Genomic DNA, 14,790 nt, shown 5'->3' with positions numbered 1-14,790 from the left:
AGCGCGCCAACCGGGACGGGATGTTTTTTACGCCGCTTGCGCCGCGCCGTCCTCCGCGCGGAAGGCTTGGGCGGCCAGATCCGCCGTCCTCCGCCGTCCTCCGGGGCCGATCCCGAGCGGGCCCCCGCCTTAGTCCTTATCGAGAATAAAGCCTTGGGTCAGAATCTCGGCGAGGCTGCGGGCGGCGGGCGGCGGCGCGGCGCTGAGGCGGGCGGGCGTCTTGGGCGTCTCCTCGCTCCAGCCGGCGGCGTCGAAGCCGGCGGGCGCCGAGGCGGCGATGAACAATCCCTGCGCCACGAGGCTCGGCTCCTCTTTCCGGGCCGCGGGCTGGGCCGCGATCTGGACGACGGGCGGCGCGGCGGAGCGCGCGACGAGAACGGGGGCGGCGACAGCAAGAGGCGCGGCGGGCTTGGCCGTCTCCGTCGCGGCGAGGCCCCGCGCGCCCGGATCGTCGAACAGGGGCGCGGCCTCGGCCAGCAGCACGGCGGGCGCGGCCGTCCGGGGCTTGGCGCGCGGCGCGGGCGACTCCAGAGGATGATCGGGGCGCCCGGCCTGAGCCAGCTCGACCTTCTCCGCGGCCGCTGCGGCTTTCGGAGCAGGGGCCGGGGCCGGGGCGGCGGCCAAGGCGAGGCCCTTGTCCTCCTGAGCCTCTTCGGCTTCGCCCTCGGCGAGGGTTTCGGCGATCAGCGCCTCGGCGGCGGCGAAGAGAGCCTCCGGCCCGAGGGCGTCGCCGTAGGTCACGACGAAATCGGCGCCGTCGCCGCTGGCGGCCGCCACCGGCGCGGAGGGCGCGGCGTCGGCGGGCTCAAGCTCGGCGATGGGCCTATAGCCGATCTCCAGACGGCCCGTCTGGCCGCCCTCCTCCAGCCCTTGGGCGATTCCGTCCATGAGGTCGCGCCCCGCCGAGGTCAGCGCGAGGCGCCCTTGCAGGGAATCGAGGACGTAATGCTCGCCCGCCGACAAGGCGGCGGCGGTCTCGCCCTCGACCATGATCACCGCGCGCACCGAATCGCGGGCCACGTCGGTGTCGGGGAGATAGATCATCGTCTGATTGGCCAGCTCGTAATGGGCGCTGCGGGTCGGGACGGCGGCGGGCCGGGCCAAAGCCACGGCGGCGGCGCTGCCCGCGCCCCAAAGCGGACGCGGCTGGAGGCCCTCGGCGGGATCGCCCAGCGCGAAGGCCAGCTCCGCCTGAGCCGTGCGGCCCCGGGCGCGGGTCAGCTCGATCTTCGGCGCATAGCGGCCGGGCGGCAGGATTTGCGTGAATTCGGCGGAGCCGGAGGAATCGGCGGTGAGAATCATGCCGTCGAGACGCAGGATCTCGCCCGCCTTGAGCCCCGCCAGCTTGACGCGCAGCCCGTAAGCCTGCCCCTGCGCCATCTCGGGACGCTCGGAGAGGGCGGTCGCCTGCGCCTGAGGCTTCAGCGTCCGGGCCTGCTGCGGCATGACGTAGCGCGCGAGCAGCAGGGGCGCCGGATCGGAGGCCGCCACGCGGCCCATGCGGTCGGTGGCCTCGAAGACGTAGAATAATTCCTCGCCGGGCCGCAGCCTCGCCACGCCCGGCGCCACGGAGCCGTCCCAGACCTGGGCCTCGGCGTAGCTCGCGCCCCGCCCCGAGAAGCTCTGAACCGGACGGCGGCGCTCCAGATCGCCGGAGCGATAGACCGCAAGACGCCAGCTGCGCACATAGGCCGCATGATTGGAGGAGAGCCGGAAGCGCACGGGCTCGGCGAATCCCTCGCGGGTCCAGAGCGCATAGGCCGGAGCCCCCGCGAAGACCTCGGGACGGGGCGGCGCGACGCGCTCCAGCGCGAGGGAGACGCCGCCGTCGATCTTCAGGCTCATCACTTCCGCGGGAGCAGTCGAGGCGGGAGGAGAAGCCGCCTGCGCGTATCCGGCGAGATCGGAAGGCCCGAAGCCCGGAGCCGTCGCCGCCAAAGCGAGGACCGCCGCCGCCAGAGCGCTTTTCATCGACCCCAGACCCTGTTTCCGCATCGCGTCCATCCCGCTTCGTCGGCCCCCCAAATCGGCCGCGCTCCGAAGTTCAGCGCCGGAATATGCCTTACGCCCCTTCCCAAGCCGTAAAAAGGCGTAGTCGGAGAACGTCGGATTGGGCTCCGCTTCGGGAGTCCCGGCGCGCCCTCCGCCGAGCAAGAACCATGCGAGAGCCCCCGACGGCGCCGCAAAGCCGCGCGCAAGGCCGGGAGAAAGGGGGTCGAGGGGCGCCCGGTCAAGGCGGCTTCGCCGCATTTCATCCCGAAATCGCCGCAATCCGCCCATGCGCCCGCCGTTATTTCCGTCTTGATACAGAGGGGCTGCGCGCCTGAGGGCGCGCGGACGCGCGGTCCCTCGATCCCGCCCCAGCCCAACCCGGGGGGCCGCGCGCAGGGCGCGAAGCCGTCTGAGGGCGGCGTTCTGGGGGGCGCGTCTTGAGGGCCGCGCGGGGCGCGGCCGTCCTTGCTCCGGGATTCGAGGCCCGAGGCTCAGCCGCGCCAGCTGCGCAGGGGGCCGCTGTCCACATGCACGAATCGGGAATTGGCGTAGGCGCCCACGCCTCCGGCCCGCTGCTCGGAGGCCGCGCGGCGAATCTGCTCGACGCTGCGGGTTTTGAGCCGCAGATCCATCGCCATGCCCCGCAGATGATAGGAGCGCGAGGCCACCGCCGAATCCCGCTCGCGCAGCATGGCGTTGGTGGCGGGGGTGCGATAGGCCGAGATGACGTTGAAGGGCTCGTCCGTATCCAGATCACGTTGCATTTGAGATACGATGTCCAGCGTTCGGCGGTCGATGGCGATGATCTCGTTGTTTCGCCAGTCCCGAAGCAGATAATTGAGGCGCGTCAGGGATTCGCGCACATAGGCGCCGTTGGCGAAATAAACGCCGGAGAAGGTTTCGCCCGTATGGGCGTTGGTCAGGTTCAGGCGCCGCACGACGGGTTTGCGCGCAGGAAGCGGCGAGGCGTAGGGCGCCGCCGCGGCGGGCGCGGCGACGGCGGAGAAGGCGCAGGCGCTCAGGGCCTGAAGGACTCGACGACGCGAGGGCGCCATCTGATCGGTGTCGGCCATAATTCATCCTTAGAAGGCGTAGGGCACGGGGTTCGAACTCTCTTGTGATCGCGCAGGATCGGAAGCTCCCGTATAGTCTAGCGGCCACAGTGTATAAAGAACCCTAAGAGGGCGTTAAAGCCGCCTTTACCATCGCCGCCTCAGTGTGGCGGGACCACGGACGCGCCAAGGGGCGCCAGAACACGAGCTGAGAGCGTTTTCCAGCGAAGCCGATCAGGCTTCGCGTCGCGAAAACGCGACCACGGAAAAGCTTAGAGCGTTGGACGGCCCGATCTGGCCGGAGAACGCTCTGGGGACGAGCTTAAGGACACGAGGGAGCCCTTTCCATGCGCGTTGCGGCCATCTCCTTTCTGGCGGCTCTGGCGGCCGTCTCCGGGTCGGCCTCGGCCGAGGCGCCTGCGGCCCGGAGCCCTGCGCCCGCGGCCCCGACTCAGGTCGCGACCGCCGCCCCGGGCCCTTCCTCCTCAAGCCCGGCCGCTCCGGTTCCCGCCGCCAGCGCGGCGCTCAGCGGCCCTGAAAAGCCTTTGGCCTCCTCGCCCAAGCCGGCGCCCAAGCCCGCCCCCATCTCCCAGAACGTGCTCGATCGGCGCGCGGCTCAGGCCTTCGCGGCCAAACGCGGCCAGCCCATCTGGACCCCCGCCCGCGCGGCGCTCCTCGCCGAGACTCTGGAGCGCGCCGCCGAGCACGCCCTGCCCGCCCGCAAATACGGCGGCCCGGCCCTGCGCGCCCGTCTCGAAGGCTCGACGATCCTTTCCCCCGCCGAGGCCTCGGCGCTGGATCAGGATCTGGCGGCCGCCTTCCTCGCCTACGCCCGCGACGTCTCGGTCGGGCTGGTGGAGCCGCGTTCGGTGGATTCCGACATTCATCTGGATGTGACGCGCGCCGCCCCCGCCGATCTGCTGGAGGCCGCCGCCGCCGCGCCCGACCTCGGCGCCTATCTCGAGTCGCTCGCGCCCCGCTCGCCGGAATACGCGCGGCTCAAGGGCGTGCTGAGCGATTATCTCCGCATCTCGGCTCAGGGCGGATGGGGCGGGCCTCTGCCCGAATTCGGGATTCTGCGCCCCGGCGACGCCTCGCCCGCCGTGACGCTGCTGCGGCGGCGTTTGGTCGCGCTCGGCGATCTGCCGCCCGAGGTCGAGAGCGTGAGCCTCAGCCCGCCCTTCGGCGGCCCCGCCCCGCTCGTGCAGACCACGCTCTATGATCAGCGGATGATGCAGGGCGTCTCCGCCTTTCAGGCCCGCCACGGGCTTCAGCCCGACGGCGTGGCCGGTCCGCGCACCCTGCGGGCGCTGAACGCCCCCATCGAGCGGCGCATCGCCCAGATCATGCTGAACATGGAGCGTCTGCGCTGGCGCAACGGCCGGACCGCCGAGCCGCGCCGCGTGGACGTGAACCTCGCCGGCTTCGAGATGATCCTCTACGAGGCCGGACAGCCGATCCTCTGGAGCCGCGTGGCCGTCGGCCAGACCGAAGACGGCAGCATGACGCCCGAATTCGACGACCGGATCGACCATATGGTCTTTCATCCGAGCTGGAACGTGCCGATGAGCATCGCCCGCAACGAGATGCTCCCCAAGGCCCAGAGCAACCCGAACTACTTCGTCGAGAGCAACATGGAGCTGACGCGCGGCGGCGAAGTCGTCGATTCGACCAAGGTGGACTGGTCGAAGATCACGCCGCGCAACTTCCCCTTCCTCGTGCGCCAGAAGCCCGGCCCGGACAACGCGCTCGGACGGGTGAAGTTCATGTTCCCCAACCAGTTCAACATCTATCTCCACGACACGCCTTCGCGGCATCTCTTCGGCGCCGAGGCCCGCGCCTTCAGCCACGGCTGCGTGCGCGTCGACCGCCCGCTGGAGCTGGCTCAGGCGCTGCTCGCGCCTCAGGCCGAGGATCCTCAGGCCGAGGTCGCGCGGCAATTGGCCAACAACGTGGAGCATCTCGTGCGTCTGCGCCGCCCGGTTCAGGTGCGCCTGACCTATCACACGGCCTGGGTCGACGCTCAGGGGCGGCTTCAGTTCCGCGAGGATGTTTATAACCGCGACGAGAAGCTGGCGGCGGCCCTCCAGAACGCGGCCATAGACGCGCCCCTTCCCGTCTCGGCGCCGGTCGCGCCCGCTTCGGCGCCTCTCGCGCCCGCCGCGGCTCTCCATCCGACGCTTTGACAAGACGGGAGCCGCCGCGCTAAGCGGAGGATCGGGCGGGGAAGCGCGGCTTCTCCGCCTTGAGGCTTTCGCAGGAAGGCCCGCATTCTGAAGGAGAGCCAGATGGACGTCGTCCTCGCCGAGCTTGCGGCCGCCCTTGAGGCGCGCCTCGAAGGAGACGGCGCCCTGCGCGTGGCCCGCGCCGTCCATCCCTCCGACGCCGCCGCGCCGACGGATCTGGTCCTCGCCATGGCCGAGGATCTGGAGAAGCTGGTGAAGCCGCCCGCCCGCGTCGCCGTGCTGCGCGAGGGCGCCGACTGGAAGGCGCTGGGTCTGGAGGCCGCGATTCTCGTGCGCCGCCCCAAATCCGCCATGGCCCCCCTCACCGCCCGCTTCGCCCCCGAGATCCACGCCCCGCCGGGCGTCCACGCCACGGCCTTCGTCGATCCTTCGGCCGAGATCGGCGAGGGCTCCAGCATCGGGCCTTTCGTCTGGATCGGCCCCGGCGCGAAGATCGGCCCCCGGGCGCGGATCCTCGCGCAGGCCAGCGTCGCCGAGGACGCGGAGATCGGCCCCGACGCCCTGATCGCCTCCGGCGCGCGGGTCGGGGCGCGGGTGCGGATCGGGGCGCGGGCGATTCTGCATCCCAACGCGGTCCTCGGTTCGGACGGCTTCTCCTTCGCCACCCCCGAGCGCGGATCCGTGGAGAGCGCCAAAGCCACCGGCGCCGTGGCCGAAGGCGCGAGGAACACCCATCTGATGCGGGTCTTTTCTCTGGGCGGGCTGCGGATCGGCGACGACGTGGAGATCGGCGCGGGCGCGACCATCGACCGGGGCACCCTCCGCGACACCGAGATCGGCGACGGAACGAAAATCGACAACCTCGTGCAGATCGGGCACAATGTGCGCATGGGGCGCAATTGCCTCATCTGCGCGCATGTGGGAATCGCAGGCAGCACCGAAATCGGCGACCGGGTGGTTCTGGCGGGCAAGGTCGGCGTGGCCGACCATATCCGCATCGGCTCGGACGCGGTGGTGACCGCCTCTTCGGGCGTCGGAACCGACGTGGCGCCGGGCGCTGTCATGATGGGGTTTCCGGCTCTGCCGCATGCTGAGGCCATCCGCGTCTTCATGGCGCAGCGGCGTCTGCCGCGCTTCATGGAGAAGATGCGGAGCCAAAACGCCGCGCGGCCCAAATCGGAGCCCGAAGCGCCGTGAAGGCTTCGTTCGAGAAGTGAAGGGGATTTCATGACCGAGACCGCCGACCCCGTCTTTACGGAAGTCCGCCGGATCATCGCCCAACAGGCCATGATGGAGCCGGAGAGGATCACGCTCGACTCCACGCCCGACGGGCTCGGCCTCGATTCGCTGGCGCTGGTCGAGATCGTCTTCGCCATCGAGGAGTCCTTCGACATCTCCGTCCCCTACAACGCCAATGATCCGAACGCCTCGGATTTCGACATCTCCACCGTGGGCGCGGCGGCGCAGGCGGTGCGCCGGCTGCTCGCCGAAAAGGGGTCCTGACGCGTGCGCCGCGTCGTGGTGACGGGCTTCGGCGTCGTCTCCAGCTTGGGGGTCGGCCGAGAGGCGTTTCTGGAAGGGCTGCGCGAAGGGCGCTCCGGGATCGGGCCGATCCAGCTCATCCCCACTGAGGGGCTGGCGACCAATTTCGCCGCCGAGGCCCGCGATTTCCGCGGCGAAGAGCATTTTTCGCGCTCGGACATCGCGCTCTTCGACCGCGTGACTCAAATGGCGCTCTACGCCGCCGCCGAGGCCATGGCGCAAAGCGGCCTCGAACTCGGCGAGGCCCAGCAATTGCGCGCCGCCACGGTGATCGGCACCAGCATGGGCGGCCAGCACACTCAGGACGATAATTACCGCCTCGTCTACGGCGAGGGCAAAACGCGGGTGCATCCCTTCATCGTGCCGCGCCTGATGGCCAACGCCCCCGCCAGCCAGATCAGCATCAAATACGGGCTGAAGGGTCCGGCCTGGTCGGTCTCGACGGCCTGCGCCTCCTCCAACCACGCCATAGGGCAGGCCTTTCACCTGATCCGCTCGGGCGGGGCCGACATGGCGGCCACCGGCGGCGCGGAATCGGGCCTGACCTACGGCGTGCTGAAGGCTTGGGAGGGCCTGCGCGTCATGGCCCGCGACGCCTGCCGCCCCTTCTCGCGCAACCGCAGCGGCATGGTGCAGGGCGAAGGCGCGGCGGTGCTGATCCTCGAAGAGCTGGAGGCCGCCAAGGCCCGCGGCGCCGAAATCCTCGCGGAGATCCTCGGCTTCGGCATGACCTCCGACGCCAGCGACATCGTGCAGCCCTCGCTCGACGGCGCCGCGCGGGCGATTCGCGCCGCTCTGGCGGACGCGCGGCTCTCGCCCGAGGCCATTCAGCACGTCAACGCCCACGGCACCGCCACCCAAGCCAACGACCGCACGGAATGCGCGGCCTTGCGGGCGGCGCTCGGCCCGGCGGCGGAGGCGCTGAGCGTCACCTCGACGAAATCCATGCACGGCCATTGCATCGGCGGCGCGGGGGCTCTGGAGGCGGCGGCGACCATCATGGCCTTGCGCGACGGAATCATCGCGCCGACCATCAATTACGAAGAGCCGGATCCGGATTGCGACCTCGACATCGTGACCAACGTCGCGCGCGAAGCGAAGATCTCGGCGGCCTTATCCAATTCTTTCGCTTTCGGCGGGCTGAATGCGGTTTTGGCCTTACGCCGCTGGGAGGGCGTCTGAATGTCCGAAGAGACCGAGGTTGAAGCCGAGATAGACGCAAGGGGCCTGAAATGCCCCTTGCCGGTGCTGAAGGCGCATAAGCGGCTTCAGGAGATGGCGCCGGGCGCGCGCCTGCGGCTGATCGCCGACGATCCCGCCGCCTTGGTGGACGCCCCGCATTATTGCGTCGAGCAGGGCCATAAGCTGCTCGACACGAGCCGGAATTTCGAGGGCGCCCTGATCTTCCTCATCGCGCGCGGCGAGGACTGAGCCCTCAGGCCGCCCCGGCCTCCGTCCCGCCGCCCTTCATCTCGTCGAGGCTCATGCCCGCGACATAGGCCAGATAGGGCGGCGCCAGAGGCAGCACGCAGGGCGACAGGAAGCTCAGCAGCCCGCCGAAGAAGGCCGCCGGATAGCCCACGTCGATTCCGCCGCTCCGCAGCCCCTCGGCGCCGGGCGCGAAGGTCTCGATATTGGCGAGGAAGGGCAGATTCTCCAGCATCCAGAGCGAAAGCTGCGTGAATCCGCCGGTCAGAAACAGCAGCCCCACGACCGCCAGAATCCCCCCCATGACCTTCTCGATCACCCCGAGGCTTTTGCGGAAACGCTTCACGAAGCTCAGGAAGGGCGTGATGAACAAAGCCGCCAGCAGGAAGGGAATCCCGAGCCCCGCCGAATAGGCCGCCAGCAGCCCCACCCCGCGCCCGAGGCTCTCGGCCTGCGCCGCCTGAAACAACACCGCCGCCAGCACCGGCCCGACGCAGGGCGTCCAGCCGAAGGCGAAGGCCAGACCCATGGCGTAGGCGCCGAGGCGCGTGCCGCCGCCGCCCACGCCCTGCACCCGCGCCTCGCGATAGAGGAAGGGAATCCGCAAAATCCCGAGGAAATGCAGGCCGAAGACGAGGATCACCGCCCCGCCCGCCATGGCGAGCGTCTCCTTATGCCGCCCGAGCGCCTGCCCGAAGGCCGAGGCCGTCGCGCCGAGCGCGATGAAGACCGTCGCCAGCCCCGCCACGAAGAACAGAGCCGTCACGAAGGCGCGGCGACGAGGATCGGCCCCGGACTCGAGGTTGGCGGTCATAGGAGGGACTCCGCAGAGAGGGTTCAGGCGAGTTCGATTCGCGCCGAGGCGGTCCAGCGACGTTCGTCGCCGTCCTCGATCCATTCGGCTTCGAGCGTCGTCGGCTCCTGAATGGTCAGGTCGAATTCGAGATAAAGCGGCGAGGCGTTCATCGGCGAAAGCTCCGCCGCGAAGACCTCCTCGCCATTGGCCGTGAAGCGGGCGCCGTAGATGATCCGACGCGGGATGTCCCGCCCCTCCAGATCCTTGCGCCGCCCCGATTCCATCGGATGCATCAGCAGGCTGCGGATGGTCACGCGCTCGCCGGGGGCGGCGGTTTTGGGCGCCCGCAGACGCGGCTTGATCTCATAATCTTCTTCGCTCATGAGCGCCTCCTCATCCCGCGCAGCCGCCGATGGCGACTTTGACCGGGAAATCCGCCGCCAGCAGGCTTCCGTCCGAAAGCTCGGCCACGGCCAAAACCGTCTGGGATTCCGCCAGCCGCGCCCGCGCCGAGATCCGCATGGGCGCGCCCGTCGCCGGGCCGAAGCGGTAGACCGCGATCTCAGGCGTGAAGTTCGCCTCGGCGTAAAGCCCGAGCCGCTTCACGAAGACGCCTTCAGGCAAATCCGACATGGCCAGATCCACGGGCGCGTTGGCGCCGTTCTCGACCACCTCGGGCAGGGTCAGGCTCAGACGCGGATCGAAGGCCGCCTCCGACCAGCCCCGCGCCGCCAGAGCCTCGGCCGTGGCCGGGCCGATTCTCGGCGTCTCCTCGGCCTGAGCGCCGCCGCCTCCGAAAGCCGCGAGGGCGCCCAGAGCCAAGGCTCCGCCCAAAGCCTCCCGGCGCGTCGCCCGCCCGCCTCCTAGGCGATCCGTCGGGGGGGATGAAGTCCGCAACATGAAAATCCTCGTCTCCGAACCCTCTTCAGGGCCTGCGCGCCCGATCCTGCCCCCGATCATAACGAGGATCCCTGAACAGGCGAGGGGCTCTCGCGCGCTTGTGAGCCCCTTATGCGTTTTCGCGCTTAATCCCGGCGCTCAGCGCGGCGCGGCGGACTCCGCTCCGGAGGAATCGGAGGGCGGCGAATCCGAAGCCTCCTCGCTGGCCGCCCGGACCTCGGCGGCGGCCCGCAGGCCCGCGCAAGGGTCGGGACGCTCGGGATCGGGCTCGGTGATGACGATGAAGTCGTAAGGCGCGAGGCCGTAATCCGCGAGGGTCAGCGCCTCGGGCCGATGGCCGAAGAGCCCCACCGCCGCCACGCTCGCCTCGGGATGGGCGCGCCGCATCAGCGCCGGAGCCGCCCAGTCGGCGCGCGCATGGGCCGCCCCCGCGATGAGGACGCCGCGCCCTTCTTCGCCGGCGCCTCTGGCCCAGGCCTCCGCGAAGCTGGCGTCCCAGAGCCTTTGCACGGCGCTCATCCCTCCGACGCGCGAGGCGGGCAGATGGCCGCAATGGGATTCGTTGAGGATCTTGGTCAGCTCGGCCTGATCCTCGGGCGCCAGCGGCTCGTCGAGGCCGTAGCGCGCGACCAGAGCCTCAGGCGCCGCCGAAAGCCCCTCCGCCGAAACCCGGCGCAGAAGATCGCGCGGCAGGCCGCCGCCGGTCACGTCGGCCCAAGGGGCGGCTTCGAGAATCTGCGCGTAGAAATCCCAGTCGCCCCATCCGCGCTCCTCCCAGTCCAGCGCCCCGGCCAGACGCTCGCGCGAGGCGCCGAAGGCCCGCAGATCGTTCAGGGCCTCCTCGCCGTCTTCGGGGAACATCTCGAAGGCCAGAACCTCCGGCTTGATGGAGGCGGTCAGCGCCGCCTGAATCCGGTGATGGTCGGGATTGTCGTGGGTTTCGCCGATGGCCACGAATCGCGTCTCGGCCAGACGCGCCGCCAAATCCGGCAGGCCGCCGATCCATCGCCCTTCGCCCGTATAGACTCGCCCCGGCTCCGGCGGCTCTCCGGCGCGTTGCGCCGCGGCCTCCGGAGCCCCCAAGGCCGCGAAAGCCGTCAAAGCCGCTCCGAAGGTCGTCGTGAGAAACCCAGCCGCGAGCCTCGCCCGCTTGGTCTTCAGCATATGCATGACCGCCCTCTTTCCGCGTCGGTCCCCTTGGCTCCCCCTATAGCCGCCTCGGACGCATGGGCGAAAGGGGATGCGGCGAATCGCCTGCGCGTCCTGCGGGCCTCACCCGGAGGAATTCGGGGAAAGCGCGGAGGAAGATCAGGGGAAAGCCTTGCGCCTTCGCCCGAATCGCGACATTCCGACGCGGAGGCTTTCGCGCTTGGGAGATTCTCAATGCATCATAAAAGAGGCCGTCGCCGCAACCTGCGGGCGGGCTGCAAGCTCTGCAAATTCTGGAAGGTCAACGGCTTTCGCACCGAACGGCGGGAGGGCGAGAAATTCGCCGACCACCGCCGTCGGGAGATCGCCCGCCGCGAAGCCCGCGGCGCGGCCGAATTTTCAGATTCCTGAACCCTGAGAGCGTTTTCCAGCGGAGCCGGTCAGGCTCCGCGCCGCGAAAACGCGCCGATCTCAAAAGCTCTCAGGCGGGCGGCGATCCGCCCGCCCCTTTCGAGGCTCAGCCCCCGAAGATCCCCGGCGGCAGGCCCTGCGTGATCTTGGCCATCTCCTCCTGCATTTTGACGGCGGCCTTTTCGCGGGCGTCGGCCACGGCGGCGACGATCAGGTCGCTGACCATCTCGGCGTCGTTCGGGTTCAGCAGGCTCGGATCGATGGTCAGCTTGCGCAGATCGCCCTTGGCGCTCATCACCGCCTGAACCAGCCCGGCGCCGGAGCGGCCTTCGACCTCCACATGGTCGAGCTCCTCCTGCATCTGGGCCATTTTCTCCTGCATCTCCTTGGCCTGCTTCATCATCTTGCCGATGTCGCCAAGACCCTTCATCGCTCCGAACATCAATCTTCTCCTTAAGGGGCTTCGTCGTCGAAGGCGCCGTAGGCGTCGAGATCCTCCGGCGTCTCCCCATCGTCGAGCGGCGGAGATTCGGCGGGAAGGAGCTCGGCGGCGGAGGCCGCGACGGAAGGCGGCGCCGATTTCAACAACTCCGCGCCCGGAAAGGCCGCCAGAAGCGCCGCCACGGCGGGATCGGCCTTCAGCCGCGCGCTCAGCGCCTCGGCGGCTGCGGCGCGGGTCTCGGCGAAGCTGGCGGGCGCGGCGGAGGCGGGCGGCGCGGCTTCGTCGGGCTCGATCAGCCAGGGACGGCCCGTCCAGGCGGCCAGCTTCTGCGAAAGGCGCAAGGCGGCCTCGCCGCCATAGGATTCGGAGGGCGCGAAGAGGATGCGTCCGGGCTCGAAGCGCGTCGGGCGCAGGCCCCGCTCGACCTCCAGCGCGAGGACCAGCTCCTTCCTCGCCCGCAAGAGCGCGGAGAGCGCCTGAAGATCCTGCGGCGCGGCGTCATGCTGCGGCGCGACGGCCTCCAAGGGCGCGGGCGCGCTCTGAGGAGCCGCCGCCAAAGCCAGAGCCGCCCGCGCGCCCCCTCCCCCGCCGCCCGAAGGGGGAGGCGCCGAAGGACCGGAGGCGGGCGCGGCGGGCCCTTCGGCCTCCAGACGTTTGAGAATCTCCTCAGGGCTCGGCAGATCGGAGACCCAGCAGATGCGGATCACGGCCATTTCGGCGGCCATCAGCGCGGAGGGCGCCTGATCCGCCTCCTCCAGCGCCTTGAGCAGCATCTGCCAGAGCCGCGTGAGCGTGCGCATGGCGAGCCCCTCGGCCATGGCGCGGCTGCGGGCCTGAGCCTCCGAGGAGAGCGCCGGGTCGATATGCTCCGGCGAGACCTTCAGCGCCGAAAGCCCGTGGACGGCCTCGGCCAATTCGCGGAGGATCCCCGCCGGATCGGCCCCGGCGGCGTATTGGTCGCGCAATTCCGTCAGAGCCTCGGCGGGGGCGCCCTTGAGGATATGGTCGAGCAGATCGTAGATCCGCGCCCGATCCGCGAGGCCCAGCATCCTCCGGATCTCTTCGGCGGAGGCGGTCGCGCCCGCCGCCGTGGCGATGGCCTGATCCAGAATCGACAGCCCGTCGCGCACCGAGCCCTCCGAAGCCCGCGCGATCAGCGCCAGAGCCTCCGGCTCCAGCTTCGCGCCTTCGCGCCCGGCCAATTCGCCCAGATAGGCCGCCATGCGCTCGACGGGCACGCGCCTCAGATCGAACCTCTGGCAGCGCGAGAGGATCGTGGCGGGCATCTTGCGGATTTCGGTGGTGGCGAAGAGGAACTTCACATGCGGCGGCGGCTCTTCGAGGGTCTTCAGCAAGGCGTTGAAGGCCGAGGTCGAGAGCATATGCGCCTCGTCCACGATATAGACCTTGAAGCGCGCCGAAGCGGGCCGATAGCGCGTGTTCTCGATGACCTCGCGCATGGAGTCGACGCCGGTGTTGGAGGCGGCGTCCATCTCGATGACGTCGACGTGGCGGCCCTCGGCGATGGCGCGGCAGGGCTCGCAGACTCCGCAAGGCGAGATGGTGGGCCCGCCGGTCCCGTCCGGCCCGACGCAGTTCAGCCCGCGCGCGATGATCCGCGCCGTGGTGGTCTTGCCCACGCCGCGCACGCCGGTCAGCACATAGGCTTGCGCGATGCGTCCGGCCGCGAAGGCGTTGGCCAATACGCGGACCATGGCCTCTTGGCCGATCAGAGCGTCGAAGGTTTGGGGACGATGCTTGCGGGCGAGCACGAGATAGCCCGCGCCTTCCGCTCCGTCCGCGGCGCCGCCGGACATGCAGCCTCCTGAACATAAGGAACGGATCTCGGGAGAGGCCGCACGACCCGAAAGCGGTCTCGTTACGGCTGCTTCCTTCCGGACCTGACCGAGTTGGCGAGGCTTTCGCCCGCACGACCTCCCGCCGCTTCTATATCGGCCTCACGCGGCTTTGCGCAAGGGGAGAAGGCGGGGGCCTCGCATGGAGGCGCCGGGAGGGATAGACTGCGCGGCCTTTCGACCCCGCTCTTTAAGGAAGCCCCATGCGCGCCCTGTCTCTGCTTTCCCTGCTTCTGATTCCGGCGGCGCCCGCCTTCGCGCAAAGCGCCGCCCCGAGCGCCGCCCCGAGCGCCGCCCATCCCGCCGACCGTTACGAGGCCTGCGCGGCGCGGGCGGCCGCCGACCCCGCCGGGGCTCTGGCCGAGGCCCAAGGCTGGCGCGGCGCAGGCGGCGGAGCTGCTGCGCGCCATTGCGAGGCCATGGCTCTGGCCGGGCTGGGGCGCGGGCTCGAGGCCGCCGTGGCGCTGGAGTCTCTGGCCATGGAGACGCCTCTGGCGGCCCAGCGCGGCGAGATCTTCCTTCAGGCGGCGGATCTGCGGCTGGAGGGCGGCGACGCCTCGGGCGCCCAAACCGATTACGGCCACGCCCTGAGCGCGGCGCCGAGCGCGGCGGCCTATGAAGGCCGGGCGCGGGCGCGGGCGGCTCTGAACGAGGCTGCGGGCGCGGCGGCGGATCTGGCGGAGGCGATCCGGCTTTCGCCGCAGGATTCGGAGTTGCGCAGCCTCCATGCGGCGGCTCTGCGCCGGACGGGCGACGCGGCGGGGGCCCTGCGCAGCGCCGAGGCGGCGGTCCAGCTCGCGCCCTCCTCGAGTCTGGCGCTCTACGAGCGCGGCGCGGCGCGGCGGGCTCTGGGCGATTCGGCGGGGGCTCAGGCCGATTGGCGCGAGGCTCTGGCGCGCGATCCGAACGGCGCGGGCGCGGCTCTGGCGCGGGCGGCGCTGCGCTAGAGCGCGCGCTTCACGGGCCGCCGCTCCTTCTCCGGGGCGGAGCGGCGCGCCCGCCCCAAATCGAAGCGCCTTCCTCCAGAACGCCTCCC

The 14,790-nt window shown here is 70.4% G+C and carries 14 protein-coding genes, 1 other RNA gene and 1 pseudogene; 7 read left to right on the top strand and 9 right to left on the bottom strand.

Going from position 1 to position 14,790, the window contains the following annotated elements:
• Positions 1–129: 129 nt before the first annotated feature.
• A complete protein-coding gene (locus B161_RS17365; protein WP_157755582.1) occupies positions 130–1,995 on the bottom strand; it encodes a hypothetical protein in 1,866 nt (621 codons plus the stop codon).
• 488 nt (positions 1,996–2,483) lie between these two features.
• Positions 2,484–3,065 (bottom strand): DUF882 domain-containing protein, encoded by a 582-nt coding sequence (locus B161_RS0108020; RefSeq protein WP_018632851.1) that lies wholly within the window; start codon positions 3,063–3,065, stop codon positions 2,484–2,486.
• 326 nt (positions 3,066–3,391) lie between these two features.
• On the opposite strand from B161_RS0108020, the gene B161_RS17360 reads away from it, so the two are divergent.
• The 5 genes from B161_RS17360 (at position 3,392) to B161_RS0107995 (ending at position 8,203) form a co-directional block, all read left to right on the top strand.
• On the top strand, positions 3,392–5,230 hold the full coding sequence (locus tag B161_RS17360) for a L,D-transpeptidase family protein (protein ID WP_018632850.1): 1,839 nt from the start codon (positions 3,392–3,394) through the stop codon (positions 5,228–5,230).
• Between the two features lie 102 nt (positions 5,231–5,332).
• Positions 5,333–6,427 carry a UDP-3-O-(3-hydroxymyristoyl)glucosamine N-acyltransferase gene (gene lpxD / locus B161_RS0108010; RefSeq protein WP_018632849.1) on the top strand — a complete coding sequence of 365 codons (1,095 nt, stop codon included), beginning with the start codon at positions 5,333–5,335 and terminating at the stop codon, positions 6,425–6,427.
• Between the two features lie 30 nt (positions 6,428–6,457).
• Entirely contained in the window at positions 6,458–6,733 is a 276-nt protein-coding gene (locus B161_RS0108005) for an acyl carrier protein (RefSeq protein WP_018632848.1), read from the top strand.
• A 3-nt stretch (positions 6,734–6,736) separates the two neighbouring features.
• The gene (locus B161_RS0108000) at positions 6,737–7,954 is read left to right on the top strand and encodes a beta-ketoacyl-[acyl-carrier-protein] synthase family protein (RefSeq protein WP_018632847.1); all 1,218 of its coding nucleotides are present in this window, start codon (positions 6,737–6,739) and stop codon (positions 7,952–7,954) included.
• Complete coding sequence (locus tag B161_RS0107995; RefSeq protein WP_018632846.1) at positions 7,955–8,203, top strand: sulfurtransferase TusA family protein; 249 nt, start codon at positions 7,955–7,957, stop codon at positions 8,201–8,203. It abuts the gene before it with no gap.
• Between the two features lie 358 nt (positions 8,204–8,561).
• Here the strand turns inward: B161_RS0107995 and B161_RS20000 are convergent.
• The 4 genes and pseudogenes from B161_RS20000 to B161_RS17345 all read right to left on the bottom strand — a co-directional run.
• Positions 8,562–9,014: pseudogene (locus tag B161_RS20000) on the bottom strand (cytochrome c biogenesis CcdA family protein); the annotation flags it as partial.
• Between the two features lie 23 nt (positions 9,015–9,037).
• Positions 9,038–9,379 carry a thiosulfate oxidation carrier complex protein SoxZ gene (locus B161_RS0107985; RefSeq protein WP_018632844.1) on the bottom strand — a complete coding sequence of 114 codons (342 nt, stop codon included), beginning with the start codon at positions 9,377–9,379 and terminating at the stop codon, positions 9,038–9,040.
• A gap of 10 nt (positions 9,380–9,389) precedes the next feature.
• Positions 9,390–9,896: a thiosulfate oxidation carrier protein SoxY gene (locus tag B161_RS17350; RefSeq protein WP_157755581.1), complete on the bottom strand. Its 507-nt coding sequence runs from the start codon at positions 9,894–9,896 to the stop codon at positions 9,390–9,392.
• A 138-nt stretch (positions 9,897–10,034) separates the two neighbouring features.
• Positions 10,035–11,066: a ChaN family lipoprotein gene (locus tag B161_RS17345; RefSeq protein ID WP_018632842.1), complete on the bottom strand. Its 1,032-nt coding sequence runs from the start codon at positions 11,064–11,066 to the stop codon at positions 10,035–10,037.
• A 213-nt stretch (positions 11,067–11,279) separates the two neighbouring features.
• Here B161_RS17345 and B161_RS19730 point away from each other — a divergent pair, with 213 nt between their 5' ends.
• On the top strand, positions 11,280–11,456 hold the full coding sequence (locus tag B161_RS19730) for a hypothetical protein (RefSeq protein WP_018632841.1): 177 nt from the start codon (positions 11,280–11,282) through the stop codon (positions 11,454–11,456).
• Between the two features lie 106 nt (positions 11,457–11,562).
• Here B161_RS19730 and B161_RS0107965 read toward each other — a convergent pair whose 3' ends face one another.
• The 3 genes from B161_RS0107965 to ffs all read right to left on the bottom strand — a co-directional run bounded on the left by B161_RS0107965 (position 11,563) and on the right by ffs (position 13,839).
• Positions 11,563–11,898, bottom strand: a complete 336-nt coding sequence (locus B161_RS0107965; RefSeq protein ID WP_018632840.1) for a YbaB/EbfC family nucleoid-associated protein — start codon at positions 11,896–11,898, stop codon at positions 11,563–11,565.
• Positions 11,899–11,909: 11 nt separating this feature from the next.
• Complete coding sequence (locus tag B161_RS0107960) at positions 11,910–13,715, bottom strand: DNA polymerase III subunit gamma/tau (protein ID WP_018632839.1); 1,806 nt, start codon at positions 13,713–13,715, stop codon at positions 11,910–11,912.
• Positions 13,716–13,743: 28 nt separating this feature from the next.
• An RNA gene (ffs, locus tag B161_RS19175) (signal recognition particle sRNA small type) lies at positions 13,744–13,839 on the bottom strand.
• 118 nt (positions 13,840–13,957) lie between these two features.
• Here ffs and B161_RS0107955 point away from each other — a divergent pair.
• The gene (locus tag B161_RS0107955; RefSeq protein WP_018632838.1) at positions 13,958–14,701 is read left to right on the top strand and encodes a tetratricopeptide repeat protein; all 744 of its coding nucleotides are present in this window, start codon (positions 13,958–13,960) and stop codon (positions 14,699–14,701) included.
• Positions 14,702–14,790 lie beyond the last annotated feature (89 nt).

Source organism: Neomegalonema perideroedes DSM 15528 (assembly GCF_000374145.1).
In the GTDB taxonomy this organism is placed as follows: domain Bacteria; phylum Pseudomonadota; class Alphaproteobacteria; order Rhodobacterales; family Rhodobacteraceae; genus Neomegalonema; species Neomegalonema perideroedes.
Note: the sequence above shows the minus strand (reverse complement) of the source record. Positions and strands in the feature narration are given on the sequence as shown.

Coding starts and splice junctions, on each gene's coding strand:
- B161_RS17365 (WP_157755582.1), bottom strand. CDS start 1,995: ATGCGGAAACAGGGTCTGGGGTCGATGAAAAGCGCTCTGGCGGCGGCG.
- B161_RS0108020 (WP_018632851.1), bottom strand. CDS start 3,065: ATGGCCGACACCGATCAGATGGCGCCCTCGCGTCGTCGAGTCCTTCAG.
- B161_RS17360 (WP_018632850.1), top strand. CDS start 3,392: ATGCGCGTTGCGGCCATCTCCTTTCTGGCGGCTCTGGCGGCCGTCTCC.
- lpxD (WP_018632849.1), top strand. CDS start 5,333: ATGGACGTCGTCCTCGCCGAGCTTGCGGCCGCCCTTGAGGCGCGCCTC.
- B161_RS0108005 (WP_018632848.1), top strand. CDS start 6,458: ATGACCGAGACCGCCGACCCCGTCTTTACGGAAGTCCGCCGGATCATC.
- B161_RS0107995 (WP_018632846.1), top strand. CDS start 7,955: ATGTCCGAAGAGACCGAGGTTGAAGCCGAGATAGACGCAAGGGGCCTG.
- B161_RS0107985 (WP_018632844.1), bottom strand. CDS start 9,379: ATGAGCGAAGAAGATTATGAGATCAAGCCGCGTCTGCGGGCGCCCAAA.
- B161_RS17350 (WP_157755581.1), bottom strand. CDS start 9,896: ATGTTGCGGACTTCATCCCCCCCGACGGATCGCCTAGGAGGCGGGCGG.
- B161_RS17345 (WP_018632842.1), bottom strand. CDS start 11,066: ATGCATATGCTGAAGACCAAGCGGGCGAGGCTCGCGGCTGGGTTTCTC.
- B161_RS19730 (WP_018632841.1), top strand. CDS start 11,280: ATGCATCATAAAAGAGGCCGTCGCCGCAACCTGCGGGCGGGCTGCAAG.
- B161_RS0107965 (WP_018632840.1), bottom strand. CDS start 11,898: ATGTTCGGAGCGATGAAGGGTCTTGGCGACATCGGCAAGATGATGAAG.
- B161_RS0107960 (WP_018632839.1), bottom strand. CDS start 13,715: ATGTCCGGCGGCGCCGCGGACGGAGCGGAAGGCGCGGGCTATCTCGTG.
- B161_RS0107955 (WP_018632838.1), top strand. CDS start 13,958: ATGCGCGCCCTGTCTCTGCTTTCCCTGCTTCTGATTCCGGCGGCGCCC.